Consider the following 25,381-nt stretch of genomic DNA (forward strand, 5'->3'; position numbering starts at 1 on the left):
CAACAGAAAAAGTAAAAACAAAAATGATATAAAAATGGCACGGGGATTCAGAAAAAAAATTCAGCAGAAAAACACCGAAAACAGTGGTTTTGGCAGCAATGTTTCGGGAAGATTCATTAATAAGGACGGTCTTCCGAACGTTAACAGAAAAGGAGTGAATATTTTCAACAGATACAGTTGGTATCATACGATGCTGGATTTATCCACATTCAATTTTCTTTCTTATCTGGTGATTGCGTATGTTTTAGTGAATTTATTTTTTGCTTTAATTTATTATCTCATTGGTGTAGAACATTTAACAGGAATCGATAAAAGTAATCCGGTAAATGAATTCATCGATGTGTTTTTCTTCAGCTCCCAGACGTTTACCACAGTAGGATACGGAAGAATTGCTCCGGTAGGTTTCATGGCAAGTCTGGTGGCTACTTTTGAGGCTTTTTTAGGATTGCTTACCTTTGCCATTGCCACGGGACTTTTTTACGGAAGATTTTCAAGACCGAGAGCGTATCTGAAGTTTTCTGATGTTGCCGTTGTCGCACCTTTTAAAGAAACTTCAGCATTAATGTTCAGGCTGGCTCCCTATAAAAACAATGCATTAACGGATGCAGATGTTGTTATTACTACCGCCATTGAGGTGATGGAAAACAGCTCTCCGAAAATTAATTTTTATCAGCTGAAAACGCAGCTCAGCAAAATCAATACTTTGGCTCTGAACTGGACAATTGTACATGAAATTGATGAAGAGTCTCCTTTTTACGGGTTTTCAGAAGACGATTTTAAAAATACAGGAATTGAAATTATTGTTCATATCCGCGCTTTTGACGAGGTTTTTTCAAATACGGTAGTGCAGAGAACCTCTTATGTAACCAAAGAAATCGTATACGGTGCAAAATTTATCCCGATGTATTATCCTGATAAAGATAATCTCTCCACGGTGCTGAATCTGGATAAAATAAGTGACTATCAAAAAGCAGAACTTCCGGTATTCATGGAAGAAAAAGAATAAATGGATTTAAAATTTTATAAAAAACAGGCATTACAAAAGCAGAAAGAACATAAAAAATTTCTGGAGGGGCTGAAAAAGAAATCGCCAAAAAATCTGGACTATATCGTTCAGGAAACACATGAAGAGGTTTTTGAAAAAATAGACTGTCTGCAGTGCGCCAACTGCTGTAAAACAACGGGGCCGCTTTATACCGAAAAGGATATTGAAAGAATTTCCAGGCATCTCCGCATGAAACCTGCCGATTTTGAAGCAAAATTTCTTCGTGTAGATGAAGACAATGATAAAGTTCTTCAGAATTTACCCTGCTTTTTTTTAAATGAAGACAATACATGCTCCATCTATGATGTCCGCCCGAAAGCATGCAGAGAATATCCTCATACCGACAGAAAAAAGATCTACCAGATCAATAATTTAATGATTAAAAATACTGTCATTTGCCCTGCTGCGTACGAATTTGTAGAACGAATTATGAAAAATTTAGGAAAATAATATCCAATTCAAAATCAGTCTTAAATAATTATAAAGTCCGTTAAATAAAGACTTCACGCATAATATTAGACAAAATGCCGGCGTTTAAGTTAAACAACCATTTAAATATTAATATTATGAAGAAGTTAGTTTTAACAGCAGCGTTTACATTAGTCGGAGTAATCGCAGTATCGGCTCAGACGGGAACATCACAACAAAACCCGTCCACAAATTCTAATAATCCATCGACTACTCAGACCCAGCAGAATTCACAGGCAACCACAAACTGGGGAACAACTTCCGGAGCATCCGGTCAAAACCAAAATACAGGAACCACTGCCACTGTTGAAGCAGCAACGCCTTCCACAACAGCCTCTGCCGAAACCACTGTAAATGCCAATACCGAAGTTGTAGCAGACACCATCAAATCCACAGACGCTATAAAAGAAGAGAAGAAATCCAAAAAGAAAAAGTAAGTATTTAAATTTTTAAGAAGTAGAAAGAAGATCCTGAAATATAATGTTTCAGGATTTTTTTGTAAATAGCAAACGTTATAATTTATCTTAAATAATTATAAATCAAGTTAAAAGAAATATAAACAGGAAATTTTGTATGAAAGCTGTATTTAACATAATATAAAAATTTTGAATAAATAATCGATATGCAAATAAAGAGAATCCTGAATCATTTTTCAGGATTTTTTGTGATGTATTTCCTCAAGTCTGAACTGAACAATTTTCTTGATTAAATTTTCAGGAAGATCCTCATTTACAGGAAACTGTACCGCTCCTTTTGAAAATCTATAATTGCTTTTTTTAAATACAGCCTCAAATTCTTTTATTCCTTCTGCTCCGGGATAAAATCCGATATGTTTTTTATATCCTGCGAAATAGACCAACGGCTTATTTTTGTATCTGAAAGCAGGCATCTGATAACCAATATATTCTTCAATTTCAGAACTTTGTGAAAGAATCAGTTTTCTGAGATTTTCTAATTTATCCCGAATCTCCGGAAACAGAGCAATATATTCATCAATATTTTCAAATGTCTTTTTCATGAATTAAATGTACTGATTTTTCACTTTTTGGCAGTTCTTATTGTCATTCGGAACGAAGCGTAGCGAAGTGAAGAATCTGTCTTTGGTTGAGACGTTATAGATTTCTCCTATGTCGAAATGACATGAAGATGTTAATTTCATTTGAGTTAAAATGATTATCATTAGCTGAATGAAATGCCTTTACGATCGAAAAATATTCCGCATCATTCGAAAACAAGACCTTTCGAACGTAGCGTTAAAAATAAAAAAAGCGCTGAATAATCAACGCTTTCTCCTTTCACTTTTTACTTTTTTCCCATTTATAATCCCGGGAACAGGTTATATGAAAAAAGGTCGGGAATTTTCCCAACCTTTGTATTTTATACTACTCCCTGAGCTAACATTGCTTCAGCAACTTTCACGAATCCGGCGATATTGGCACCTTTTACGTAGTTTACATAGCCGTCTTCTTCTTTTCCGTAGTCTCTGCACGCTTTGTGAATTCCGATCATGATCTCTTTCAGTCTTGCATCAACCTCTTCAGAAGTCCAGTTCAGACGGATTGAGTTTTGCGTCATTTCAAGACCTGAAGTCGCAACACCTCCTGCGTTAGAAGCTTTCCCCGGAGAGAACAATACTTTATTGTCTAAGAAATAGTTAATTGCATCAAGTGTTGAAGGCATGTTTGCTGCTTCTGTTACACAAACGCATCCGTTTTCCACCAATAATTTAGCATCGTCAAGATCTAATTCGTTTTGGGTTGCAGAAGGGATAGCAACATCACACTTCACTTCCCAAGGACGTTTTCCTGCAAAGAATTCTGCAGAAGGATATTTCTTCACATAATCTTCCGCTCTGTTGTTTCCGGAAGATCTTAATTCCAACAGATAATCGATCTTATCGCCGTCGATTCCGTCTTTATCATATACATAACCGTCCGGTCCGGAAATCGTTACAACTTTCCCACCAAGTTCAGAGATTTTTTTAATAACTCCCCAAGCTACGTTTCCGAAACCTGAAACCGTTACCGTTTTATCTTTGAAAGTCTGTCCAATTGTCTTAAGCATCTGCTCAGCGAAGTAAACCACTCCGTATCCTGTAGCTTCAGGACGGATTAATGAACCTCCGTACGCAAGACCTTTTCCTGTAAGAACTCCCGTAAACTCGTTTCTGATTTTCTTATACTGCCCGAATAAATATCCGATCTCTCTTGCTCCTACTCCGATGTCTCCTGCAGGAACGTCTGTTTCAGGACCAATGTGTTTGCACATTTCCGTCATGAAAGCCTGGCAAAAACGCATTACTTCCATATCAGATTTCCCTTGCGGATCAAAGTCTGAACCTCCTTTTCCACCTCCCATCGGAAGCGTAGTTAAAGAGTTTTTAAATACCTGCTCGAACGCTAAAAATTTAAGAACAGAAAGGTTTACGGTAGGATGGAAACGGATTCCTCCTTTGTATGGTCCGATCGCAGAATTCATCTGGATTCTGAACCCTCTGTTTACCTGGATTTCTCCTTTATCGTCAACCCATGGAACTCTGAAGATGATAATTCTTTCAGCTTCCGCCATTCTTTCAAGAAGCTTCATTCCCGTATATTCCTTTTTCGTTAAGATAAACGGAATTACAGTTACCGCAACTTCTTTTACTGCTTGTAAAAATTCTGGCTCATTAGGGTTTTTTGCCTCAATTTTTGCTATAAATTCTTGGATTTTCTGGTCAATATTATATTGTTCCATATATTAGGGTTGAATATTATTGCCAACAAATTTAATTTTTTTTTCAAGATTCACAACACCCTAAATAACAATTGTTGAAAATTTAATAATATAATGACTTAATATTATTAAATCAGCAATTCAATCATTAATTTTATTAAAAATTAAATGTTATGTTTAAAATAATGCAATATTAAGAAATCGTTAATTGTCAGGTTGCTAAAAATTGTCTCCCCGAAAGTGATTTTACCTTCCCCAAAAGCTCCAATTCTAAAATTACAGGCAAAATTTTGTGTGAAGAGAGATCGGTTTTATCAGCAAGATCATCCAGAGAAATGTATGGATTTTCAGATATTATTTTAAATATTTCATTTTGATTTTCAGTTAATTGGATTGAAATTTCACTATGAGGAAATAATTCTCCCGTTCTGCCTTCCGGATTATTAAATCCTAAATTTTCAACCAGATCTTTTACCGTGGAAATGACCGAAGCTTTGTTGTAAAAAATCAGATGATTACAGCCTTGGCTCTGTTTATCTGTAATCTTTCCGGGAAGCGCAAATACTTCGCGGTTATATTGATTGGCAAACGTTGCTGTACTCATTGAACCGCCTCCAAAAGCTGTTTCTACCACAATTGTCGCAGGAGAAATTCCGGCAACAATTCTGTTTCTCTGAATAAAATTTTCGCGGTCCGGCTTCTTGGATGAATTGAATTCTGTGAATAAAGTTCCTTCTTCTTCAAGAATTTTTTCGGATAATTTTTTATTTTTTGAAGGATACAATGTGTGGAAACCATGCGCTAAAACCGCAACCGTAGAAACCTGATGATGAAGAGACTGCTCATGAACTTCTTTATCTACTCCCAAAGCCAGACCGCTCACGGAAATAAAATTACAGGATGACGTTTCCTTAAAAAAATCTTCAATAAATTGTTTTCCGTAGGAAGTCATATTTCTAGTTCCGACCATGCTTATTTTTGGTTTAGCATCATCAAAATGTCCTTTTTGGTAAAGAATTACAGGAGCATCATCACATTCGTTTAAGAGTTTAGGAAGATCATGGAGATGTCTTAGATTAATTTTGATCTGATTGGTCTCACAAAACTTCAGTTCGTTTTCAGCAAACTTCAGATGAGCAGGATTTCCAATGTCTGAAATTATTTTAGAGCCGAATCCGTCCAGCTTTTTGTATTCCTTTTTGGTATTTTCCCAGGCATTTTTGGCACTTCCGAAAATACGCACAAGCTTATAAAAGTTGATATCTCCGATTAAATTACACTCGCGCAGAGCAATGGAATAAAGATGTTCTTCAGAATACATTTGTGTTGTTTTCACAAATGTAGAAAATTTTTAAAATTATTTGCCTCTAAGTTCATCCAGTCTTTCCCAGATATCGTCTTTCTTTTTGTAAGGCAGCTCCATAAAATCTTCGGGATGGTTTTCTTTGTATTCCTGCCAGAGTTTATCATCTTTTTCACTGTAATAGTTTGGAAATTCCCAGATGAATTTTTTCTTTTTATCGCCTACTTTCTTAAATAAGAGAGCCAGAATTACTCCCACAATTCCACCTGCAAGATGCGCCTGCCATGAAATTTTACTGGGTTCTTGAAGATTGGAGAAAAGTTCTTCGGGAAGCATTCCCCAAATCAGACTTCCATAGTACAGAACAACCAACAGAGAAATCGTGAGCAGTTTCATATTCCATTTAAAAACCCCGCTGAAAAAAAGGAAAAACGCAAGAACATAGACTACTCCACTTGCTCCGATGGTACAGGTATAAAGATAATCTCCCGTCATGATATCTATTGGCGGAAGAAGCCAAACCAAAAATCCTGTAGCAAGCCATCCCGTGATAAAAACTTTATTGGCAACCAAAGGATAAAACTGATATAGTAAAAACATAAGCACCGCGATCGGGATAGAATTTCCTACGATATGCTCCATGTTTCCGTGTAGAAGAGGTGACGTTATAATTCCCAGCAAGCCTTCCGGCAACAATGGAATAATCGCCCCGAAACAGCTCTGAAAAAAGCCTTGCATCTGCAGAAAAAAGCCCAGCCACATCGCTGAAAGCATCAGCAAAGGATATAAAAGAGCCTTTTTGGAAATTATATTGTTTTTTAACATGAAGATTCTACGTCAAATGAAAAGCCAACGATAAATTTCGGAAAAATTGGCGATGAAATCTCTCTTCAGAAATTTATTTCAGCCAAAAAGTAATGATTTTCACTGCTTTCGAAGGAATTCCTTTTATTTTGTCATTGAAAACTTCAAAAAACAACTTCAAAAACCGGATAAAAGCCTGATCACATTCACTTCTTAAAGCTGGTTTTACATTCATAAAAATTATATTTAATATTTTTGTAAGGAATTTTGTACAATGAAATCCTGAACTCATGAAGAAGTTTTTATTAATTCTCTCTCTTTCTCTGGGAATTTTCGGCAACGCACAGGTTGTCATTACAGACACCGCAACTATTAAAGCAGATACCATTAAACACTGGTCGGTTTTAGGAAAACAGTCGCTGATGATTAATCAGGCCGCTTTCTCAAACTGGGTCGGCGGAGGAGCCAACAATGTAGGATGGCTTGCTGCACTGGATTACAATATTACGTATGAAAAAGATAAAGATCTTTGGGAAAACATCATTCTTTTAAATTACGGACAAAATGATACGAAAGGTGTTGGTGTAAGAAAAACGCAGGATGTTATTAATGTTTCCACAAATTACGGAAGGAAGTTTTCAAAAAGCTGGTATCTTTCTGTAGGAGCGGGTCTAATTTCTCAGTTTTCTGCAGGATATGAGGACGGAAATAATCCGGAAGCAAAAAAAATATCCAATTTTATGGCTCCCGGTTATCTGAATGTCGGGATGGGGATTACCTACAGACCCAATGACAATATTAATGTAACCCTTCGTCCGAGCAACGCGAGATGGGCTTTTGTGCTGGATAAAGATCTTCAGCTTGCAGGAAATTACGGTTTAAAAGCCGATGGCGATTCATCAATTTTACAATATGGTTTTCTGGGAACAGCCTATTATAAATTCAATTTGATGGAGAACGTAAATATTACCAATACAGCATCCGTTTTCTCCAATTATCTGGATCATCCGGAAAGACTGGTTCTTGCGTATGGAATGATCTTAAATTTAAAGGTTAACAAATTTATATCGTCCAACATTACTGTAGATGTAATGTACGACCATAATCAGGTTCAGAAAACACAGCTGAAACAGACATTGGGCGTTGGTTTTGCCTATACTTTAAACAACGGCGTGAAACGTTCCGACAGAAAGGACAGCCAATGGTGGATTAAAAAGTAACCGTCATATTCATACATCAAAAAGAGCTCGGATCTAAGATCCGAGCCCTTGCAAACTTAAATTGAACTATAACTGTGTAAAAATTCCGGATAGTTTAAATTAAAATTCAGAATCTTTTCACAGTTTGTAGCATAAAATTTAAAATGTTACAAAAAATTCTCGATGTAAAATCACTTCTGAAAAATCAGAAAATTTCCTGTAACATTTTTTCTTTTTTCCTACTAACTCGGCGAGTAAAAATAAAATTTTTCATTATCATTTATGTGTTTTTAGCAACCTTCTATTCTTTTTAGGAGGTTTTTTGTTATACATTCAGGATGTTGTTAAAAAAATAAAACATGATGATCTTTAACGAAAATTGAATGAAATAATTCTTAAGTTTCAGGATTTTAATACATTTGTTAAAACATATTTAAAAGATGAATTTCGAACAGGTTGCTTTACATTTAGAAGCTTACAGGGAACACGACCAGATCATTGATGCAGCAGAATACATTATCCGCTCCTTCAATCTCAAACACGACAACTTCGAAGGATTTGGTCTTCGCGATGAGGTTTTTCCAAACTCTCTTGTCTTAACAGCAGAAGGCGTTTTAGGAGGTCCCCAGAAAGTAATGATCCCTAAAAATTTGTTCGATTTTGATCTGAATCTGGTTTTAAATTTAATTGCCCACGAAATGCTGCATGTACGGCAGAAAGCTCCGGGACACGTTATTGAAGAAAAAAGCGAAAGGGAATTTCAGGCATATTACGAAATGCTTTTTCATAAGGTTTTTCCTCAGATTCCTGAAGTATCCGATTTTTATAAAAAAGATTTCGGCAGCAAAGCACTTGAATATTATAAAAGAATGGGCGAAGGTTCTGAACTGCAGAAAAAGTATGCTGAACAGAAACTTGAAGTAGAACAATTAATCAACACATTATCATGATTGTAAAACCCGAAATTTCGTGGGAAGATTTCGAAAAAAATAGACATCCGATGCGGAACCATTATTTCTGTGAACGATTTTGAGAAAGCAAGAAATCCATCTTATCAGCTAGAAATAGATTTTGGAGATTTAGGCATTAAAAAATCATCCGCTCAAATTACTTCATTATATCAGAAGGAAGAACTGATCGGTCAGCAGATTTTGGCAGTGGTAAATTTTCCTAAGAAACAGATCGCCAATTTTTTCAGCGAATGTCTGGTTTTGGGTGTTTATGGAGATGATAAAAAAGACGTTACCCTTTTAACCCCTTCATTGCCGGCAAAGAACGGAATGCAGGTAGGATAAGTTTTTAAAAACATCTGTGAATATAGAAAAACCTCACAGGTTTTTGAAACCTGTGAGGTTTAGTTTCTAACAAATCATTACGAAGAATAAAAATGATACAGCATATTCCTTTAGAAAGAGTTTTATTTCTTGATATTGAAACGGTTCCGGGATTTGGATTGTGGGAAGAACTCTCTGAAACCGAACAGAAACTTTGGGATAAAAAAACGAGATTCCAGAGAAAAGATGAGGTTTCTCCGGGGGAATTTTATGTGGAAAGAGCCGGAATTATGGCAGAATTCGGGAAGATCATCTGCATTACCATCGGAATGATCGAAAAAAACGATACGCTGAAGATCAAAAGCTTTGCGGGTGATGATGAAAAGAAGCTGCTTCTGGAATTTGGAGAAATTTTTAACAGCCCGAGACTTCGAGATGTCATTTTATGTGCGCATAACGGAAAGGAATTCGATTTCCCCTGGATTGCCAGAAGATATTTAATCAATGGGATGATGCCTCCTACTCCGTTTCAGATGTTCGGAAAGAAACCATGGGAAATTCCGCATATCGATACAATGGAGCTTTGGAAGTTCGGGGATTACAAAAGTTTTGTGTCTCTGGAACTGCTGGCTCATGTTTTCGGAATTCCCACTCCAAAAGATGATATTGACGGCTCAATGGTTTCATCAATCTACTACATAGAGAAAGACTTGCAAAGAATAGTTGACTATTGTGAAAAAGATGTCTTAACTTTGGCGAATGTTTTCCGGCGCATGCGTCAGGAAGATTTGTTGAAAAGGTACATCAATTTAGATTAAAAAATGAAATTTACAGACGATCAGATTGCTGACATCGGTGAGGAAATCATCGGTGTTTTAAAAACCGTGTATGACCCTGAAATTCCGGTAGATATCTACGAACTTGGGTTGGTTTATGATGTTCAGATCTCCGATGAAGCGGACGTAAAAATTATCATGACATTAACAACGCCTAACTGTCCGGTTGCAGAAACGCTTCCGCAGGAGGTAAAAGATAAGGTTGCAGAAGTGGAAAATGTAAAAAGTGTAGACTTAGAGCTTACCTTTGAACCAAGCTGGAACAAAGATATGATGAGTGAGGAAGCTAAATTTGAGCTTGGAATGCTTTAAAATTTTATTTCTTTAAGCAATTTTCCATTAAAAAATAATGAGCTGTTTCATTTTGAAGCAGCTTTTTTTATTTTCCGTTTTTTCCCCATATACATTTCGTGAAATCCCTAACATACAGAATATGAATCTGATATAATTTTGGTTTCAGAAATCAACAGTATGAAAGCCAATACCATCATCGTATCGTTCAATAACGGAAGTGTTCCGCCACAGTATGCTTACCGATATCAGATTATATTTTCCGAACAGGACGGAAATGCCGAGCTGAAAATCTTCAGAGGTTACGAAACAGATGAAAAAATGATTGTATCTGAGCAAAGAAAATTCAACACAGAAATTTTTCTTCAGCTTCTTTCTTTAATCAGCAAAATTAAAGATTCTGTAAAAGATCCTTTAATGGTGGGAGGAAGCCAGAGAATTATTGAGGTGAATTCAAAAAAAATCGAGATCCATCCGGATGATGATTTCGGAATTTCTCTGTTCAACCGGTTTTTATATCTGTACAATCCCGATTTCATCAACCAAATTAATTCTAACCTTAACCTTTAAAACCAATTATCATGGACCAAGCACCTAAAGAACTGTTTGTAGGAGTTATTAATCCTTATGCACTAACTGAAGCTATCACCGGAAGAACATTCGACTGGAAAGACGCAAAATCGTACCAGATTCTTGAAGAAACACTGGAAACCAATTACGCAGAACTGTTTGACATTAAATTTAATTCTCCTTTGTATGCCGGACTGCAACTTAACAGCGACAACACTGTAAAAGTTATGAAATCTGATGATATTAAAGTAAGAGCTGCAGATAAGCTGGAAACTGTAAATCTTTCGAATATTAAAACACTCAATGATCTTTCAGGTACCGGAATAAAAGACCTGAACAGCATCGCTGTAAAAAATGCCAGATTAGACAAAGGCGATGTAAAAGTGGTACTGAATATCCCAAAGCTGAATAACACCATCAGCAATAAAGTGCTCTCCCCTTCTATTAAAAATATCATTTTCGGGATGGGAAATGCCAACGGATGGACACCTGCAGGAACTTCGTGGAGCGACAGAGGAAATTTCTTCAACGACGTGACGGAGTATAATGACCCGATTCAGGGTGCAGTAGCCAACTGTTATTTTATTGCCGCTATTTCTGCTATTGCATGGGCAGATCCTTATACTATTCAGCATAAAGTGAGAGCCACCGGAACCGGAGAAACCGACCGTACCAATGCCATTCAGTTTTTCACGAAAGGCGGAGGAAAAGATGCGGCAACAAGACTTGTGGAAGTTACTGATAATACGATTATTAACTCTTCCAATAACAATCCTGTATATTGCAGAAGCAACGATGCGGGAGAAATCTGGCCGGCTGTTTATGAAAAAGCATTTGCCAAATGGATCACGAATGTAAATGACGATAAACCGGATATTTCTAAAACGGCTTTCGGAGATCCTGCAAAAGCTGTTGCACAACTTACGAATAAAACACCGTATTATTACTACACTTCACCGAGAACTGCGCTTGATCTTTTCGGGGTAGTAAGAGAAAACTCAATGAGCTGCAAGACCATTAATCCGATGGTTGCATGGACTTATGGATCAGGAAAAGATTATACCGGTTCTAATATCGTTGGAAATCACGCTTATACGGTTTTAGGCTGGTCTACTTTCAATGGAAAGAACTACATCATCCTGAGAAATCCGTGGGGAGTTACTGAACCGAATGGTTTGAATTCTTATCAGGGACTTATCAGCTTTTTCGACGGAAGTTTCTGGAGACCGATTAACATGATTGGAAACGACGGCGTTTTCGCACTGGAAATCAATTCCTTTAAAAATTATTTTGAAGCTTTAGCTGTTACAAAATAGAGAAAAATTCACCTTTTTATTAACCAACCCTTCACTTCAGCTTTCACAGATTTCGGTCTGTGGAAGCTTTTATAATTCTGTGGCAATTTCTTTCCCTTCTCTTCTGCTCCATTCGCTCCATGATCCTACATATAGATTCGGGATTTTGAATCCTGCGTAATCCAAAGCCAGAATGGTATGACAGGCCGTTACTCCGGAACCACAGTGAATGATCAGATTTTCGGGTTTTCCTTCAAGCAATTTTGAATATTTTTCTCTTAAAATTTCCGGTGAAAGGAAGTTTCCGTTTTCATCAAGATTTTCAGAAAAAGGAATATTAATTGCTCCGGGAATATGTCCTGCAACGAGGTCAATCGGCTCAGATTCACCTCTGTAACGGTACGCATCTCTTACATCTACAACCGTCGATGATTCTTTTGTTAATTCATTTTCAACAGTTTCCAGATCTGAAACAGGAAGTAGCCAGTTTTCTTTATGAATCAGGTCAGCTTTTTCGAAAGCTTCTTCGCCGGAAGAAAATTCAAGCCCTTCTTTTTCAGCATTCTGAAATCCGCCATCCAGAACCTGAACGTTTTCAAAACCGAAAGCTTTCAGCATCCACCAAGCTCTTGCAGCAGCGTTTGATCCGTTTTTATCATCGTAAACAACAATATGGTTATTTTCTGAAATTCCCAGATTTGAAATTATCTCTGCAAATTTTTTAATTTCCGGAAGAGGGTGTCTTCCTCCAAAAGCACCGTTCTCACCGATTTCAGCAAGATCTTTATCCAGATCAATAAATCTCGCTCCTTTAATATGTTTATTCAGATAATTTTGATAAACGTCTTTTCCTGCTCTTGCATCAAGAATGATAAGATTTTCTGTTGGAAGATTTTTTAGTTCTGAAGGTGAGATAATGGATTGCATATTTGTTTTTTAATTATGTTCGAAAGAAGCCGCAACTCTGTATTTATTATTAAGAACGTCCGTAATTTCCTTTCTCAGATCTTCCAAAGTAAAACTGGCATCTTTAAAACCGATTGGATAAGTGGAATGTCCGCTTTTCGTTTCTTCACAAATGACGAATTGCGGATCTGTTTTTTCTATCTGAACCGTTTTTTCAATTTTGAATTTACGCTCTACTTTGTCTCCTTTTTCATTAATTAAATATAAGACATACAAAGGCTGAAGCATCTCTTTTGGCTTTTCAAAATATTTATGGATGTTCACAACCTGGTTTTTCCAGTCGAACTGATCCACATTAAGATTTTTGAACTTCATTTCATCCTCCGGAAGCTCTTTATTTTCATAGAAAGTTCTCATTTTCTCAAAATAGGAATCTGCCTCTGAAAATTTATTCTGAACATTTAAAGATTTTATCAGCTTGGTATACAGTTCATATTCTTTTGGTAATGATGTCAAAGCTTCTTTATAGATTTTCTCAGATTTTGCATACTCTTTCTGTGTATAATAGAAACCGCCTGCAAATAGGACTATTTTTACATACCAGTTATCTTTCTGACGAGATTTCTGAAGGGCTTCCAAAAACGTTTTTTCCTGATTAACAGCATCTTCCCTGATACTGTAAATCCGTAATTTTTCATAATAAAACTCAGCCAAAGGATCAGACTCCAAACCTGTATTTATATTTTTCAGAGCTTCATCATACTTTTTCTGATACATTTGGGACAATCCGATGTGATAATATACGAGAGCATTATCAAAGCCTTTTTTTAAAGCTTTGTTGTAATATTCTATTGCTTTGTCGTCATTTTCCTCCCTGAAAAAAGCAAATCCCAAATAGTAAAGCTCTTCTCCTGTAAAAGAAGGACTTTCATTTTCAAGCCCGGTTAATTCCTTAAATTTTTCTTCGTTGAACAGTTTTTCTACTTTCTGGGCAAAAACCGCAGAAGAAAAAACAATCAGTATGGTAACAAAAAGCTTAGTCATACCTCAAAAATGAAAAATATCTTTCGCTTTGTTGTAAGAACTTTCGAAGTTCAGCAGATTGAGTTTATGGTCTGCCTTTTCTACGCTCATAAAATTAATTACCTGTTCGGTCGGCATATTTCCCACCAGATCATCTTTCGCCATCGGACAGCCTCCGATTCCTTTGATGGCACTGTCGAATCTCGTACATCCCTGATCGTAAGCGGCTTTCAGCTTAGCGTAAGAATCTTCGTAACGGTTATGAAAATGTGCTCCGAAATTTATTTCAGGATATTTTGAAGGAATTTTTCCGAACAAAAGAGAAATGGTTTCCGGCGTTGCAACTCCCGTAGTATCAGAAAGTAAAATCTCTTTAACTCCGATTTCAGAAAATCGCTGAGCCCAGAAATCCACATCTTCCCACTTCCACATTTCGCCGTAAGGATTTCCAAAAGCCATTGAAAAATAAATATTTAGCTGCCTGTTTTCATTTTTTACCAGTTCCAGCATTTTAATAATCTCCTGAAAAGCTTCTTCCTGATTTTTATTCGTATTTCTATGCTGAAAAGTTTCGGAAATGGAAAACGGAAAGCCGATAATGTCTACCGACTGATGTTTTAATGCTTTTTCAGCTCCTCTGTAATTGGCAACAATTGCAGAAACTTTGGTATTGGATCGGGATTTATCGATGTTTTCCGCCACCTCATCAGAATCTGCCATTTGCGGAATTGCTTTCGGAGAAACAAAACTCAGACAGTCCAGAACATCAAAACCCACATCCATAAGAGAATTGATGTAATCTATTTTTTTATCAGTCGGGATGAATTCTCCCCACCCCTGCATTGCATCACGCGGACATTCTGTAAGAAACATTTTTTACATTTAGATTTTCTCAAATATAATAAAACTAAACAAGTTCTTAAGAGTTATGCAAAAACACAATAAACAACTGAATTTCATTGTTTTACACAAATAAAAACACTTCACAAAACTATTATGGAATACAAATAAGATATTCTGAGCATCAAATTTGCTAACTTTACAGGAAATTTATACCAATATAATGAGCGCAATAGAATTCAGCCCTTTGTGGAAAGAAAAGCTACTGAACCGTTTTCTTAATTACGTAAAAATCTATTCAACCAGCGACGCAGAAAGCGAAACCACTCCTTCTACAGAAAGACAGTGGAACATCGCCAACTACATCACGGAAGAACTGAAAACGATAGGTCTTGAAAATGTATCGATCGATGAAAATGGTTATATCATGGGATATGTTCCTTCAAATCTTGAGAATAATGACAAACCGACCATCGGATTTATTTCGCATTACGATACTTCACCGGATTTCAGCGGAGAGAATGTAAAACCGCATGTTTGGGAAAATTATGACGGAGGAGATCTGGTTTTGAATCAGACAACAGGATTTACTTTATCGCCATCAAAATTTGAAAGTTTAAAAAAATATATCGGTCAGACCTTAATTACCACAGACGGAAATACCCTTCTTGGAGCCGATGACAAAGCAGGCTGTGCAGAAATTGTAACGGCTGCGGAATATTTAATGGCTCATCCGGAAATCAAGCACGGAAGAATTGCCGTTGGATTTACGCCTGATGAAGAAATCGGAAGAGGAGCACATAAATTTGATGTGGCAAAATTCGGGGCTGAATTTGCTTACACGATGGACGGCGGAGAAGTTGGTGAACTGGAATATGAAAACTTCAACGCTGCAGGAGCAGTGGTAAAAATCCACGGATTGAGCGTTCATCCGGGTTACGCGTACGGAAAAATGATTAACGCCGCTTTACTGGCTTTTGAATTTGCACAGATGCTTCCTGCCAATGAAACGCCTGCAACGACTAAAGGTTTTGACGGTTTTTATCATTTAATGGAGTTAAATGCAGATATTTCTGAGGCTAAATTGCAATACATCATCCGTGATCACGACGCTGATAAATTTGAGGCAAGAAAGAAATTCATGGAAGAAAAAGTAGCTGAATTTAACAAAAAACACGGCGAAGGGACTGCCGAAATTGAAATTAAAGAGCAGTACAGAAACATGAAGCAGCAGTTTGAAGGAAAAATGCACATCGTAGATCTTGCCGCGGCAGCGATGAAAGAAGCAGGAATCGAACCAAAGATTAAAGCAATCCGCGGAGGAACCGATGGAGCGCAGTTATCTTACATGGGACTTCCTTGTCCGAATATTTTTGCGGGAGGAATCAATTTCCACGGACCATATGAATATGTGGCTCTGGAAAGTATGGAGAAAGCAATGGAAGTGATTCTGAATATTGCGAAGGCTTAAAAAGTTCTAATTTATATAACTAATCCGGCTTTGTTGAGCCGGATTTTTTATAACATCTTTAGCAAATCTTTCCTTATATGCTCCAAATCTTGAAAAATTCTCTCTACCTTCATTTACCAACTAAAATTTCTTTCAACATAAGTATTTTCAAAAAGATTCCAAGGAATACTGTCTGCATTTTTTAGAATTATATTGTTCTTTTTATGAACAAAAATTTTTATTAATTCTCCCGCATGATGATACCCGTTTAAAACAATAGCATGAATGAATTCCGAATCCAAAAGACTTAAATATTTTTTAAACTTATCCGCTTTTTCATCCTCCAGAAATGTTAAATCTAAATCATCAAAAATTACCGTATGATCAACTATGATTTGGGCTAAATGTTTTGCGTTATTAAAAGCTGCAAAACTCTTAAACATTTTTTCTGTAGAATTAATATCAGACTCTACGACATCCAAATACACTTTTCTTCCGGAATTTAAATAATAATCCTTCTGATATTGTTTCATTCCCTTCGGAATTTCTATTTCGTATCTTTTGAAAGCTCTTTTCCATTCATCTATTTTAGACAGAATATTATCCTCTGAATATGCCCATAGAAACGAATAAATCTTTTTGTCTTTTTCAAAATAATTATCAATATGCAGATCTTCATTCCGATCATAAAAAATCCAGGAGGTTGTATAGTTGAAAAGGATTGATTCATCTAAAATTTTAGATAAAAAATAATTTTTCTCATCAATAAAGAATCTCATTTGTAAATCATTTGACTGTTGCAAATTAAACAAAAAAACTACTACAAAAGCAGTAGTCGCACGATATTTAAATTCCCTTCACAATACAACTTTTTTGCTTATAATGTTTCTATGATCCACTGATACTAAATTATTCTGAAATTTTTATACATTATTGGTCTGATTTTTGTTGAAAAATCAAAAAAAACATTTTTATAAATGAAAAAGAGATTATATTCAGCAGCAGTGATTCTTTTATTCGGAATCGGAGTATCTGCACAAAAAACAAATTCTGTAAAGCAGGAGGTAAAAAAAGATGCTAAAGCCGTAGGTAAGGCTGCCAAAGACGGGGCAGAATGGACCGGCAAAACCGCAGAAAAAGGTTATGATGCAACCAAAAAAGGCGTTAAAAATGCAGCAAAATGGACCAAAAAAACGGCTAAAAAAGGTGCAGATGCAGTAGACAAATCCTACCAGAATGTAAAAGCAGACATTAAGAAAGATTAATTACTAAGAAAACCACCGCTATTGCAGTGGTTTTTTAATATCTAAACAGTAAAATTATCTATCCTTGCTGATTTCCCAGAAAAGCGTCCCAACCCTGCGCTGTTAAAGCAACCAACTGATTAGAACCTCTTGCCACCATAAAATTTCCGTCTTCTTTTTCAACGGCATGACCAATGATGGTAAAATCCGGATGGTTTTTAATTTTATCAAAATCATTTGGCGAAATCGTGAATAATAATTCGTAATCCTCACCTCCGCTTAAAGCAGCCATCACAGGATTTAAATTGAATTCATCCGCCGTTGTAATCGTTAAATTATCCATCGGAATTTTTTCTTCATACAATCTGAATCCTACTTTCGACTGATCTGAAAGATGAAGAATTTCAGAAGCCAGACCGTCAGAAACATCAATCATAGAAGTTGGCTTGATATCCAGTTGTTCTAAAATCCCTTTTACATCGGTTCTTGCTTCAGGCTTCAACTGTCTTTCCAGAATATAATCGTAGCCTTCCATTTCCGGCTGCATATTCGGATCAGCTAAGAAAACAGCGTGTTCTCTTTCAAGAATCTGAAGTCCCATATAAGCGCCGCCTAAATCTCCGGTTACGACCAAAAGATCGTTTGGTTTTGCCGTATTTCTTTTCACAATATGCTCATCATTCTCCATCCCGATTGCCGTAATGCTCATTACCAAACCGGCATTGGAACTTGTTGTATCTCCGCCAATTAAGTCAACTTTATATCTTGCGCAAGCGGTCTGAATTCCGGAATAGATTTCTTCCAGAGCTTCCACCGGAAAACGATTGGAAACAGCAAGAGAAACCAAAATCTGAGTTGGCGTTGCATTCATCGCTGCAATATCACTGAGATTTACAACAACCGCTTTATAACCTAAATGTTTCAAAGGCACATATCCCAGATTGAAATGAACACCTTCCGCCAAAACATCTGTTGTAAGAACCACTTTCTTATTTCCGGGATTAATTACTGCCGCATCATCTCCCACTCCAAGCTCCGAAGATTCGTTGGATAGAGGAAAATGTTCCGTTAAATGTTTAATTAAACCAAATTCTCCGAGTTTGGAAATTGGCGTTAATTCTGGATCTTTATCTTCAAACATATTTTTAATTATAAGTAATAAATAATGGGTAATGAGTAATCTTAAAACAATAAACTCAAAACCTTACATCTTAAACAGCAAATACTGCCGGATCAACATTTTCAGGACGGAAAGGAAGTTTTTTAAAATCTTCCCTCGTTAAAACTACGGTCTCCGGAGATTTATATTTGTTCATAGCTTCCACCACATCATCGGGCGGTGTTGTCATTTTTCTCAGCATCATATCGATCCAGACTCCGGTTGCTTCTGCAGTGGCACAATGCTCGCCATCAGTCGTATAAAACTTGTGTACGAAACGGTAAATAGAACAGTCTTCTGCACAGCCATCAATTTCAAGACTTACGATAACCGTCTGATCTGCATAAATTTCTTTAAAAAAAGAAAATCTTTCGTGCATGATTACCGGACCGATTCCCCATCGGCTCATTTGGGTAACGCCCATTTTTTCCTGCTTCATAAAAGCCATTCTGGTTTGCGCACAATACTGTACGTAAGATGAATTTGCCAGATGTTTGTTGGCATCAAGATCGCTCCAGCGAACTTCAAATGTATGGTAGAATTTCATTTACTTTTTGTTTTAAATATAAATTGTATGATTTTTTATCACAAAAACCATTTTTGGCAGTCAATAATTTCACTGTAAAAATGAAAAATTATATTCCTCAAAATTACTCAAATAAGATGGTTTATAAAAATTGTAGTTTTGCAAAAGTAATCTTGAGCATAAGATTATTAAAAGTATTATGAAACAAATTATCATTATCGGAGGTGGCGCGGCAGGTTTTTTTGCAGCTTCGAATCTTGACGAAACAAAATATAAAATTACCATTCTTGAGCAGAATTCGGATGTTCTTCAGAAAGTAAAAATTTCAGGAGGAGGACGCTGCAATGTGACTCATGCCTGTTTTGACCCCAGAGAACTGGTACAGTTTTATCCCCGCGGAAACAAGGAATTATTAAGTGTTTTCACCAAATTTCAGCCGGGAGATACGATGGACTGGTTTGAGCAAAGAAGTGTTCCGTTAAAAATAGAAAATGATAACCGGGTTTTTCCGGAAAGCAATTCTTCACAAACGATCATCAATACTTTTTTACATGAAATTCAGCAGAAAAATGTTGAAGTGAAAACCAAATGTTCTGTAAAAGAAATTGAAAAATCGGGAGAAAAATATATCGTTAAGACCAGTTTAGGTGATTTTGAAGCTGATTTTATCATTTATACAACCGGAAGCTCGCCAAAATCATTAAAAATGATTGAAAATTTAGGTCATAAAATTATTGATCTGGTTCCGTCGCTTTTTACTTTTAATATTAAAGATGATTTGCTGAAAGATTTAGCCGGAACAAGCTTTGAAATGGCGGAAACTTCCATTCCGAAGCTGAAAACAGAAGAAAGCGGACCTTTGCTTATTACGCATTGGGGACTTTCAGGACCTGCCATTCTGAAAATTTCAGCTTGGGAAGCAATCAATCTGGCGAAAGTAAAATACAATTTTGAAATTGAAGTCAATTTTATTTCAAAATCAATTGATGATGCGGAAGAACTATTTTTAAACTTCAAACAATCCAATCCAAAGAAAACCATCGGACAATCGAAAATATTTGATATTACCAACCGATTCTGGCAGAGAATTCTGGAGGTTTCAAAAGTGGATCTGAATAAACAGATTGCCCAGATTTCAGGAAAAGAAATACAGACCATTCTTGAAAATCTATCCAAAAAGAAATTTAATGTCACCGGAAAATCGACGTTTAAAGATGAATTCGTAACAGCAGGAGGCGTTGATTTAAAGGAAATTAACTTTAAAAATATGTCTTCGAAAATTTTACCTAACTTTTACGTTGCCGGAGAAGTATTAAATGTTGATGCGGTAACCGGCGGATTTAATTTTCAGGCTTGCTGGAGTGAGGCTTGGCTGATTGCGCAGGATTTGAATAATATTAATTAACATAAAAAACATATACAATGAAAAAAATTATTAGCTTACTCATTTTATGGTTATCCTTAGGAATTCAGGCTCAGGATAAACCTGTAGTTTCTTACTGGACGGCAATTACACAATCTTTAAACGTGCAGGATAAACAAAACTGGAAATTTCGGGTATCCGCAAAAATCAGAAAAGAGAACGACAATAATGCCAAATGCGCTATTTGGGCTAGAATTGATAAATTGGATAATAGTACTGGATTCTTTGAAAATCAGGCTTATTCGGATATAAAAGTTACCTCGGAATGGAATTCTTATGAAATAAAAGGAACTGTAAATCCAGATGGAAAAACTCTTAATATTGGTGCATTTGCAGAAGACAACGGAGATTTTTATTTTGATGATTTTAAACTTGAAGTTCTTAATCCTAAAAATGCAAAATGGATGAATATTCCATTAAAAAATGCAGGATTTGAAGAAGAAATAGCTTTCGAAAAAAACTGGGCAGAAGGAATCGGAAGAAATAAAATAACCCATGTAAAAAATTTCAGCATTACTGCTTCCGATAATAAGCCTTTTACCGGAAAAAAATCTTTACTGATTAAAGCACGCAACATCATCGGTAATATGCCTCACGGAAAGTTTGCAGAGGTTAACGGCATCAAAATGTATTATGAAACATATGGTGAAGGAGAACCTCTTTTAATGCTCCACGGAAACGGACAGTCGATCAGCGCATTCATGAATCAGGTTGATGATTTTTCAAAGAAATACAAGGTAATTATCGTTGACTGCAGAGAAAGAGGAAAATCTACTTATGATAAAACAAAAGAGCTTACTTTTGATATTCAGGTGGAAGATCTGAAACAGTTTCTGGATCAGCAAAACATCAAAAAAGTAAAAATCCTAGGTTGGAGCGACGGCGGGATTCTTGCGATTTTAATGGCTTTACAACATCCTGATCTGGTTGATAAAATTGCCTGTTCAGGAGCCAATATATTTCCTGAAGGGGTAACAGATGAGGAATTCAAAGATTCTAAAGAAACACTTGCCCGACTTATCAAAGAAAATAAAAATGGTAAGAATGATGTCTATATCGATCTTTATAATCTGGATTTAAAATATCCTAACTTAAAATATGAAGACCTAAAAGCAATTCAGTGTCCATCTTTGATCATGGCAGGAGATAAAGATGTCATAAAAACGGAGCATACAGTAAAAATTGCTGAATCTATTCCAAAAGGTCAATTAGCAATTATTCCTAATTCGACACATTCGGTTGTTGCAGAAAAACCGGAGCTTTTCAATTCTTTGGTGATGGATTTTTTTGAAGGTAAATAATTTTATAAATATAACATGAAAAAATTACTCGTACTTGTTGTACTAATTAGTTCTATAAAAATTTTTTCACAAGAAACTGTTGTTGTGAAACCAGAAACAAATCCTTCGAACGATACTGTTTATGAAAAGGTAGATAAAATACCTGAATATCCAGGAGGAATAAATGCTTTTAGAACAAATTTCAGCAAAACCTTTGATGGAAGTAAAATAAACGCCAAAGGCATGATAAAGTCTGAAGCGCAATTTGTAATTTCCAAAGAAGGAATTATTACTGATATTGTAATTATTGGTGCCAATAAATCTATGAATAAGGAAATGGAGCGATCGATAAAAGCAATGTCAAAAACAAAATGGATACCTGCAGAAATCAATGGACAGTCCGTTAAGTATAAATTTAAGTTACCTATTACAATGAATTTTGAGTAAGAAAAATAGTAGATAAAGAACGAAATGAAATTTAGTGAAGAATCTTTAATTATTATAACTTAGATTCTTCCTTCGTCAGAATGACAAAGTAGCGGTAATTCTTTCAGCCATGAAACCCTATAATTAAAAATGCTTTCCGTCAAAAAAAATATTTCGAACACCTTTAAAATCCTTTTAGTTATTGGGTTTGGATATTTCTTTTGGCTGATGCTGAAAATTACGTTAGAATATATTCCGATGCGTTCTGATGTGAGTTTTTTAATGATCAAACAGACGGAAGTTACCACCAGACCGGAATATCTTTATTTTTTCTACACTCACGTCTACACAAGCATTTTTGTTTTGCTGAGTGGATTTTTAGCGATTCTCAGACAAGATTTCGCCATAAAAAGTTTCCACAAAAACACCGGAAAGATCTACATTTTTCTGATTTTGCTTTTCGCGGCTCCTTCGGGAATTTATATGGGGGTTTTTGCAAATGGCGGAATTTTATCGAAAATTTCTTTTGTCATTCTCGGTTGTTTGTGGTGGTTTTTCACTTTTAAAGCGTTTCAGTTTGCCCGACAGAAAAAATTTAAAGAACATCAACAATGGATGTGGCGTAGTTTTGCGCTGACACTTTCCGCGGTAACATTAAGAATGTGGAAGGTAATTATTGTATATTTATTCCACCCGAATCCGATGGATGTTTATCAGATTATTGCCTGGCTGGGCTGGATTCCGAACATCTTATTAATTGAATATTTAATTGCAAAAAAATACATATGAAAATTTTAAAATTATCGTTAATCTCCTTATTTACAATTGGTTTAACCGCCTGTAAAAAGGATGTAAAAACAAAAGATCCTTCAAAAGACAGTCTTACAGCAAAGAAGGATTCTGTAGCAGTTCCCGAAGTTTACAAAGAATATTACGGAATTTATATGGGCGATTTTGCAGGAAAAGGAATGATTACCTCCGAAGACGGCGAAACGTATGAAGGTGAAATTTATAAAAGAATTGCCCTGAAAATCAACAGGATTACCAAAGACAGTGTCTACGGACAAAGTATTGTTGATGGAAATCAAAGACCATTCAGAGGCGTTTTTAACGAAACTTCAAAATCTTTTATTCTGGATGAACCCGGAAATGATAAGACCGACGGACGATTTGAGGTAAAATTAAACAACGACAGTCTTACCGGAAGCTGGAATGCCTTTAATAAATCGGCCGTAAAAGCTCCGAATAAAACTTTAAAGCTTGTGAAAAAAGAGTTTGTATACAACCCGAATTTCATGCTGAATGAAAACAACGACCTCATCGACTGGGAAAATCCGAAGGATTTCGTAGAAAAATATACCGATGAAGAAACCGGGAAAACGGAAACCTACACAGAATCTAAAAACAGAATTGCATCAGATGCTGTTTTCAAAATCAATGCTTCCAAGCAGAAACTAACGGAAAAAGATCTTAAAAACCTCCGAAAACTGGATATGGAAATCATTAAAAACGCAGTTTTCGCGAGACACGGCTATGCTTTTAAAAAGCAAACGTATCGAAATTTCTTTGAGCAGACCGACTGGTATATTCCGGTTTCCAATAATGTAGACAGCGAACTTTCTCCTCTTGAAAAGGAAAACGTAGCTTTACTGAACCGCTTCATCAAATACGCTGAAGATAAATACGACAGTTTCGGAAGATAGTTTAATGTGTTTTTTGAGGATTTGTCTGAAATTTTACAAAAACAAAAAGTAACAAACATCCAGCAACGTAGCACAGAATATCAATCCACGAAAACGAATTTCCGATCACGATATACATCAGGCTTCCTTTCCGGAAGCCTAATTTTTCAGCAATATTGAAATATTGGGCAAATTCCACCAGAAAAGAAAAAATCAGGATACCGAGAATCAATTTTTTATTATCTTCAATTCTGAAAAATGTTTTGATGAAAGTATAGATCAGCATCACAACAATCACATCTCCGAGATAGGCTCTCACAAAGAAAATATCTTTGAGTTTGGTGGCGATTAAAACTTCAGTCAGAAATATAAAAACGGTAGCCAGAAAATATGTGTAATTAAATGTAACCCGAAATGCCAATTCTTTTCCTTCCACTTGTAGTGCTTTTTATGTATTATGTAGGTTTTATAACCCTTACAAAATTAAAAATAAAGCAGATTGATCATGACACCAAGACTCATTTTCTGAGATTTTTTTCAGGATTTATCGTGATGGCTCTTCTTTCTTTATTGATTTTATTAATAAGATGGATCATTACACCGAATCAAACCAATGATTTTCACTGATTATTATTAAAAATCAATTTTCATTCGGCTTTATTTTTGATGCTTTAAAAATATTATTTCTCATAACACAATTATATGAAAAAGCTGATTATCTTTCTGGGCTTATTTGTAAGCGTCTTTCTATTTGCACAGACTCAATATAATTCGGTAACAGACATTCCGGATTATGCCGTTTTAAAAACAAAAATGAAACTGGAAGATGCCGTTACAAAAGCTGACTCTCCTGCCGAATTTCCCGGTGGAATGGAAACTTTTAAAAAACAGTTTTCAGAGAAAATGGATGTAATTGATGTAAAATCAAAAAAAATCAATACCCGAGTTTATTTCATTGTCGAAAAAACAGGCTATGTAAGATATGTAACCGCGATGGGAGACGATCCGAAACACTCCAAAGCCGCAGAAATTGCAGTAAGAAGACTTTTTGTAAAATGGAAACCGGCAACAATCAAAGGAGAACCGGTAAGATTTCTTTATACTTTTCCGCTTACTTTGAAGAAATTTGATTAAGTTTTAATATGAAAATTTTCATACAAAATTTCGGATTAAAACGATGGCTGATTTTGTTTCTGATGATTAATTTCGGTGCCCTGTTTTTCGCACAAAGCAGCCATATTCCTGCTCCATTCCAACCAAAAGAAATTGAAAAAATCCCAATTACGACAATATGTTATTATCCTCCGGATCATGAAGCATATTTTCCAAAGGGTAGAGAAGCATTTATTAAAAAAGTTGAAAATCTTATTACACTCGAATCCGTCAAAGTAAAAAAGCGGGAAAAAACGCTTACTGCAATGCTTAATTTTACTGTTGAAAAGGATGGAAGTCTTATAGAAATTCAAGCTTTAGGATCAAACAACAGCTTTAATGCTGCTCTGGAAGAAGCCGTAAAACATGTTCAGGGAAAATGGATTCCGGCACAACAGAATGGTTATCTCGTAAGAAATAAGATTCAGATTCCTGTAAGCATAAATCTCAAATAATTTACGAAGAACAGA

Annotated in this window: 31 protein-coding genes and 1 pseudogene; 19 read left to right on the forward strand and 13 right to left on the reverse strand. The window is 35.9% G+C overall.

From position 1 onward, the window contains the following. The first annotated feature begins 34 nt into the window (after positions 1-34). The 3 genes from KKI44_RS13110 to KKI44_RS13120 all read left to right on the forward strand — a co-directional run bounded on the left by KKI44_RS13110 (position 35) and on the right by KKI44_RS13120 (position 1,950). The gene (locus KKI44_RS13110) at positions 35-1,006 is read left to right on the forward strand and encodes an ion channel (protein ID WP_214587686.1); all 972 of its coding nucleotides are present in this window, start codon (positions 35-37) and stop codon (positions 1,004-1,006) included. After that, positions 1,007-1,495: a YkgJ family cysteine cluster protein gene (locus KKI44_RS13115; RefSeq protein ID WP_214587687.1), complete on the forward strand. Its 489-nt coding sequence runs from the start codon at positions 1,007-1,009 to the stop codon at positions 1,493-1,495. It abuts the gene before it with no gap. A 116-nt stretch (positions 1,496-1,611) separates the two neighbouring features. Then, the gene (locus KKI44_RS13120) at positions 1,612-1,950 is read left to right on the forward strand and encodes a hypothetical protein (protein WP_214587688.1); all 339 of its coding nucleotides are present in this window, start codon (positions 1,612-1,614) and stop codon (positions 1,948-1,950) included. A 215-nt stretch (positions 1,951-2,165) separates the two neighbouring features. Here the strand turns inward: KKI44_RS13120 and KKI44_RS13125 are convergent, their stop codons facing one another. From KKI44_RS13125 to KKI44_RS13150, 6 genes are all read right to left on the reverse strand, one after another. Further along, positions 2,166-2,531: an iron chaperone gene (locus KKI44_RS13125; protein WP_214587689.1), complete on the reverse strand. Its 366-nt coding sequence runs from the start codon at positions 2,529-2,531 to the stop codon at positions 2,166-2,168. 3 nt (positions 2,532-2,534) lie between these two features. Beyond that, a complete protein-coding gene (locus KKI44_RS13130) occupies positions 2,535-2,672 on the reverse strand; it encodes a hypothetical protein (protein WP_214587690.1) in 138 nt (45 codons plus the stop codon). Between the two features lie 218 nt (positions 2,673-2,890). Continuing rightward, entirely contained in the window at positions 2,891-4,249 is a 1,359-nt protein-coding gene (gdhA, locus tag KKI44_RS13135) for an NADP-specific glutamate dehydrogenase (protein WP_214587691.1), read from the reverse strand. Between the two features lie 190 nt (positions 4,250-4,439). After that, positions 4,440-5,549 carry a DNA-processing protein DprA gene (gene dprA / locus KKI44_RS13140; protein WP_214591156.1) on the reverse strand — a complete coding sequence of 370 codons (1,110 nt, stop codon included), beginning with the start codon at positions 5,547-5,549 and terminating at the stop codon, positions 4,440-4,442. 36 nt (positions 5,550-5,585) lie between these two features. Next, positions 5,586-6,356 (reverse strand): rhomboid family intramembrane serine protease, encoded by a 771-nt coding sequence (locus KKI44_RS13145; RefSeq protein ID WP_214587692.1) that lies wholly within the window; start codon positions 6,354-6,356, stop codon positions 5,586-5,588. A gap of 73 nt (positions 6,357-6,429) precedes the next feature. Next, on the reverse strand, positions 6,430-6,570 hold the full coding sequence (locus tag KKI44_RS13150; RefSeq protein WP_214587693.1) for a hypothetical protein: 141 nt from the start codon (positions 6,568-6,570) through the stop codon (positions 6,430-6,432). A 55-nt stretch (positions 6,571-6,625) separates the two neighbouring features. Between KKI44_RS13150 and KKI44_RS13155 the strand changes: the two genes are divergently transcribed. The 7 genes and pseudogenes from KKI44_RS13155 to KKI44_RS13185 all read left to right on the forward strand — a co-directional run bounded on the left by KKI44_RS13155 (position 6,626) and on the right by KKI44_RS13185 (position 11,821). Next, complete coding sequence (locus tag KKI44_RS13155) at positions 6,626-7,555, forward strand: DUF3078 domain-containing protein (RefSeq protein WP_214587694.1); 930 nt, start codon at positions 6,626-6,628, stop codon at positions 7,553-7,555. Positions 7,556-7,974: 419 nt separating this feature from the next. Next, positions 7,975-8,484 (forward strand): hypothetical protein, encoded by a 510-nt coding sequence (locus KKI44_RS13160; protein WP_214587695.1) that lies wholly within the window; start codon positions 7,975-7,977, stop codon positions 8,482-8,484. Beyond that, positions 8,481-8,829 (forward strand): annotated as a pseudogene (locus tag KKI44_RS13165) (tRNA-binding protein). Before KKI44_RS13160 ends, KKI44_RS13165 begins: the two are co-directional and overlap by 4 nt. A 92-nt stretch (positions 8,830-8,921) precedes the next feature. Next, on the forward strand, positions 8,922-9,626 hold the full coding sequence (locus KKI44_RS13170) for a 3'-5' exonuclease (RefSeq protein WP_214587696.1): 705 nt from the start codon (positions 8,922-8,924) through the stop codon (positions 9,624-9,626). 3 nt (positions 9,627-9,629) lie between these two features. Continuing rightward, positions 9,630-9,956 carry an SUF system Fe-S cluster assembly protein gene (locus KKI44_RS13175; RefSeq protein WP_087711919.1) on the forward strand — a complete coding sequence of 109 codons (327 nt, stop codon included), beginning with the start codon at positions 9,630-9,632 and terminating at the stop codon, positions 9,954-9,956. Positions 9,957-10,115: 159 nt separating this feature from the next. Beyond that, positions 10,116-10,505 carry a hypothetical protein gene (locus KKI44_RS13180; protein WP_214587697.1) on the forward strand — a complete coding sequence of 130 codons (390 nt, stop codon included), beginning with the start codon at positions 10,116-10,118 and terminating at the stop codon, positions 10,503-10,505. An 11-nt stretch (positions 10,506-10,516) separates the two neighbouring features. Beyond that, the gene (locus KKI44_RS13185; RefSeq protein WP_214587698.1) at positions 10,517-11,821 is read left to right on the forward strand and encodes a C2 family cysteine protease; all 1,305 of its coding nucleotides are present in this window, start codon (positions 10,517-10,519) and stop codon (positions 11,819-11,821) included. Between the two features lie 69 nt (positions 11,822-11,890). Here KKI44_RS13185 and KKI44_RS13190 read toward each other — a convergent pair whose 3' ends face one another. Genes KKI44_RS13190 through KKI44_RS13200 form a run of 3 tightly spaced genes read right to left on the reverse strand, consistent with a single transcriptional unit; the run spans position 11,891 to position 14,602 of the window. Then, positions 11,891-12,727, reverse strand: a complete 837-nt coding sequence (locus tag KKI44_RS13190) for a sulfurtransferase (protein ID WP_214587699.1) — start codon at positions 12,725-12,727, stop codon at positions 11,891-11,893. A 9-nt stretch (positions 12,728-12,736) separates the two neighbouring features. After that, positions 12,737-13,750, reverse strand: coding sequence for a tetratricopeptide repeat protein (locus KKI44_RS13195; protein WP_214587700.1), 1,014 nt, complete (start codon positions 13,748-13,750; stop codon positions 12,737-12,739). A 3-nt stretch (positions 13,751-13,753) separates the two neighbouring features. Then, a complete protein-coding gene (locus KKI44_RS13200; protein WP_214587701.1) occupies positions 13,754-14,602 on the reverse strand; it encodes a hydroxymethylglutaryl-CoA lyase in 849 nt (282 codons plus the stop codon). 190 nt (positions 14,603-14,792) lie between these two features. Between KKI44_RS13200 and pepT the strand changes: the two genes are divergently transcribed. Continuing rightward, positions 14,793-16,040, forward strand: a complete 1,248-nt coding sequence (gene pepT / locus KKI44_RS13205; RefSeq protein ID WP_214587702.1) for a peptidase T — start codon at positions 14,793-14,795, stop codon at positions 16,038-16,040. A gap of 113 nt (positions 16,041-16,153) precedes the next feature. Here pepT and KKI44_RS13210 read toward each other — a convergent pair whose 3' ends face one another. After that, positions 16,154-16,798 carry a hypothetical protein gene (locus KKI44_RS13210; RefSeq protein ID WP_214587703.1) on the reverse strand — a complete coding sequence of 215 codons (645 nt, stop codon included), beginning with the start codon at positions 16,796-16,798 and terminating at the stop codon, positions 16,154-16,156. A gap of 198 nt (positions 16,799-16,996) precedes the next feature. Between KKI44_RS13210 and KKI44_RS13215 the strand changes: the two genes are divergently transcribed. Next, the gene (locus tag KKI44_RS13215; RefSeq protein ID WP_214587704.1) at positions 16,997-17,284 is read left to right on the forward strand and encodes a hypothetical protein; all 288 of its coding nucleotides are present in this window, start codon (positions 16,997-16,999) and stop codon (positions 17,282-17,284) included. 58 nt (positions 17,285-17,342) lie between these two features. Here the strand turns inward: KKI44_RS13215 and thiL are convergent, their stop codons facing one another. Next, positions 17,343-18,404 carry a thiamine-phosphate kinase gene (gene thiL / locus KKI44_RS13220; RefSeq protein WP_214587705.1) on the reverse strand — a complete coding sequence of 354 codons (1,062 nt, stop codon included), beginning with the start codon at positions 18,402-18,404 and terminating at the stop codon, positions 17,343-17,345. A gap of 70 nt (positions 18,405-18,474) precedes the next feature. Further along, complete coding sequence (locus tag KKI44_RS13225) at positions 18,475-18,969, reverse strand: acyl-CoA thioesterase (protein ID WP_214587706.1); 495 nt, start codon at positions 18,967-18,969, stop codon at positions 18,475-18,477. Positions 18,970-19,147: 178 nt separating this feature from the next. Between KKI44_RS13225 and KKI44_RS13230 the strand changes: the two genes are divergently transcribed. The 5 genes from KKI44_RS13230 (at position 19,148) to KKI44_RS13250 (ending at position 23,780) form a co-directional block, all read left to right on the forward strand. After that, positions 19,148-20,353 carry an NAD(P)/FAD-dependent oxidoreductase gene (locus tag KKI44_RS13230; RefSeq protein WP_214587707.1) on the forward strand — a complete coding sequence of 402 codons (1,206 nt, stop codon included), beginning with the start codon at positions 19,148-19,150 and terminating at the stop codon, positions 20,351-20,353. 17 nt (positions 20,354-20,370) lie between these two features. Continuing rightward, a complete protein-coding gene (locus tag KKI44_RS13235; RefSeq protein WP_214587708.1) occupies positions 20,371-21,672 on the forward strand; it encodes an alpha/beta fold hydrolase in 1,302 nt (433 codons plus the stop codon). A gap of 15 nt (positions 21,673-21,687) precedes the next feature. After that, the gene (locus tag KKI44_RS13240) at positions 21,688-22,098 is read left to right on the forward strand and encodes an energy transducer TonB (protein WP_214587709.1); all 411 of its coding nucleotides are present in this window, start codon (positions 21,688-21,690) and stop codon (positions 22,096-22,098) included. 129 nt (positions 22,099-22,227) lie between these two features. Then, entirely contained in the window at positions 22,228-22,866 is a 639-nt protein-coding gene (locus KKI44_RS13245; RefSeq protein WP_214587710.1) for a DUF2306 domain-containing protein, read from the forward strand. After that, positions 22,863-23,780, forward strand: a complete 918-nt coding sequence (locus KKI44_RS13250; RefSeq protein WP_214587711.1) for a YARHG domain-containing protein — start codon at positions 22,863-22,865, stop codon at positions 23,778-23,780. The genes KKI44_RS13245 and KKI44_RS13250 overlap by 4 nt, the downstream gene beginning before the upstream one ends. Position 23,781: 1 nt before the next feature. On the opposite strand, the gene KKI44_RS13255 is transcribed toward KKI44_RS13250, so the two are convergent. After that, positions 23,782-24,195 carry a DUF2809 domain-containing protein gene (locus tag KKI44_RS13255; protein WP_250902064.1) on the reverse strand — a complete coding sequence of 138 codons (414 nt, stop codon included), beginning with the start codon at positions 24,193-24,195 and terminating at the stop codon, positions 23,782-23,784. A gap of 266 nt (positions 24,196-24,461) precedes the next feature. On the opposite strand from KKI44_RS13255, the gene KKI44_RS13260 reads away from it, so the two are divergent. Together KKI44_RS13260 and KKI44_RS13265 are read left to right on the forward strand one after the other, a co-directional pair. Further along, on the forward strand, positions 24,462-24,893 hold the full coding sequence (locus tag KKI44_RS13260) for an energy transducer TonB (protein ID WP_214587712.1): 432 nt from the start codon (positions 24,462-24,464) through the stop codon (positions 24,891-24,893). An 8-nt stretch (positions 24,894-24,901) separates the two neighbouring features. Next, complete coding sequence (locus tag KKI44_RS13265; protein ID WP_214587713.1) at positions 24,902-25,366, forward strand: energy transducer TonB; 465 nt, start codon at positions 24,902-24,904, stop codon at positions 25,364-25,366. The last annotated feature ends 15 nt before the right edge of the window (positions 25,367-25,381 follow it).

The sequence above is a fragment of the Chryseobacterium sp. ZHDP1 genome, assembly GCF_018603435.1.
GTDB classification, from domain to species: domain Bacteria; phylum Bacteroidota; class Bacteroidia; order Flavobacteriales; family Weeksellaceae; genus Chryseobacterium; species Chryseobacterium indicum.

Excerpts from the sequence above, each read along its gene's own strand:
- KKI44_RS13130 (WP_214587690.1), bottom strand. The coding sequence starts at position 2,672 with ATGAAATTAACATCTTCATGTCATTTCGACATAGGAGAAATCTATAAC.
- KKI44_RS13195 (WP_214587700.1), bottom strand. The coding sequence starts at position 13,750 with ATGACTAAGCTTTTTGTTACCATACTGATTGTTTTTTCTTCTGCGGTT.
- KKI44_RS13240 (WP_214587709.1), top strand. The coding sequence starts at position 21,688 with ATGAAAAAATTACTCGTACTTGTTGTACTAATTAGTTCTATAAAAATT.
- KKI44_RS13235 (WP_214587708.1), top strand. The coding sequence starts at position 20,371 with ATGAAAAAAATTATTAGCTTACTCATTTTATGGTTATCCTTAGGAATT.
- KKI44_RS13170 (WP_214587696.1), top strand. The coding sequence starts at position 8,922 with ATGATACAGCATATTCCTTTAGAAAGAGTTTTATTTCTTGATATTGAA.
- KKI44_RS13145 (WP_214587692.1), bottom strand. The coding sequence starts at position 6,356 with ATGTTAAAAAACAATATAATTTCCAAAAAGGCTCTTTTATATCCTTTG.
- KKI44_RS13160 (WP_214587695.1), top strand. The coding sequence starts at position 7,975 with ATGAATTTCGAACAGGTTGCTTTACATTTAGAAGCTTACAGGGAACAC.
- KKI44_RS13260 (WP_214587712.1), top strand. The coding sequence starts at position 24,462 with ATGAAAAAGCTGATTATCTTTCTGGGCTTATTTGTAAGCGTCTTTCTA.
- KKI44_RS13215 (WP_214587704.1), top strand. The coding sequence starts at position 16,997 with ATGAAAAAGAGATTATATTCAGCAGCAGTGATTCTTTTATTCGGAATC.
- KKI44_RS13185 (WP_214587698.1), top strand. The coding sequence starts at position 10,517 with ATGGACCAAGCACCTAAAGAACTGTTTGTAGGAGTTATTAATCCTTAT.
- KKI44_RS13150 (WP_214587693.1), bottom strand. The coding sequence starts at position 6,570 with ATGAATGTAAAACCAGCTTTAAGAAGTGAATGTGATCAGGCTTTTATC.
- KKI44_RS13245 (WP_214587710.1), top strand. The coding sequence starts at position 22,228 with ATGCTTTCCGTCAAAAAAAATATTTCGAACACCTTTAAAATCCTTTTA.
- pepT (WP_214587702.1), top strand. The coding sequence starts at position 14,793 with ATGAGCGCAATAGAATTCAGCCCTTTGTGGAAAGAAAAGCTACTGAAC.
- KKI44_RS13110 (WP_214587686.1), top strand. The coding sequence starts at position 35 with ATGGCACGGGGATTCAGAAAAAAAATTCAGCAGAAAAACACCGAAAAC.
- KKI44_RS13225 (WP_214587706.1), bottom strand. The coding sequence starts at position 18,969 with ATGAAATTCTACCATACATTTGAAGTTCGCTGGAGCGATCTTGATGCC.
- KKI44_RS13265 (WP_214587713.1), top strand. The coding sequence starts at position 24,902 with ATGAAAATTTTCATACAAAATTTCGGATTAAAACGATGGCTGATTTTG.
- KKI44_RS13125 (WP_214587689.1), bottom strand. The coding sequence starts at position 2,531 with ATGAAAAAGACATTTGAAAATATTGATGAATATATTGCTCTGTTTCCG.
- KKI44_RS13115 (WP_214587687.1), top strand. The coding sequence starts at position 1,007 with ATGGATTTAAAATTTTATAAAAAACAGGCATTACAAAAGCAGAAAGAA.
- KKI44_RS13180 (WP_214587697.1), top strand. The coding sequence starts at position 10,116 with ATGAAAGCCAATACCATCATCGTATCGTTCAATAACGGAAGTGTTCCG.
- gdhA (WP_214587691.1), bottom strand. The coding sequence starts at position 4,249 with ATGGAACAATATAATATTGACCAGAAAATCCAAGAATTTATAGCAAAA.
- dprA (WP_214591156.1), bottom strand. The coding sequence starts at position 5,549 with ATGTATTCTGAAGAACATCTTTATTCCATTGCTCTGCGCGAGTGTAAT.
- KKI44_RS13120 (WP_214587688.1), top strand. The coding sequence starts at position 1,612 with ATGAAGAAGTTAGTTTTAACAGCAGCGTTTACATTAGTCGGAGTAATC.
- KKI44_RS13210 (WP_214587703.1), bottom strand. The coding sequence starts at position 16,798 with ATGAGATTCTTTATTGATGAGAAAAATTATTTTTTATCTAAAATTTTA.
- thiL (WP_214587705.1), bottom strand. The coding sequence starts at position 18,404 with ATGTTTGAAGATAAAGATCCAGAATTAACGCCAATTTCCAAACTCGGA.
- KKI44_RS13175 (WP_087711919.1), top strand. The coding sequence starts at position 9,630 with ATGAAATTTACAGACGATCAGATTGCTGACATCGGTGAGGAAATCATC.
- KKI44_RS13200 (WP_214587701.1), bottom strand. The coding sequence starts at position 14,602 with ATGTTTCTTACAGAATGTCCGCGTGATGCAATGCAGGGGTGGGGAGAA.
- KKI44_RS13230 (WP_214587707.1), top strand. The coding sequence starts at position 19,148 with ATGAAACAAATTATCATTATCGGAGGTGGCGCGGCAGGTTTTTTTGCA.
- KKI44_RS13250 (WP_214587711.1), top strand. The coding sequence starts at position 22,863 with ATGAAAATTTTAAAATTATCGTTAATCTCCTTATTTACAATTGGTTTA.
- KKI44_RS13190 (WP_214587699.1), bottom strand. The coding sequence starts at position 12,727 with ATGCAATCCATTATCTCACCTTCAGAACTAAAAAATCTTCCAACAGAA.
- KKI44_RS13155 (WP_214587694.1), top strand. The coding sequence starts at position 6,626 with ATGAAGAAGTTTTTATTAATTCTCTCTCTTTCTCTGGGAATTTTCGGC.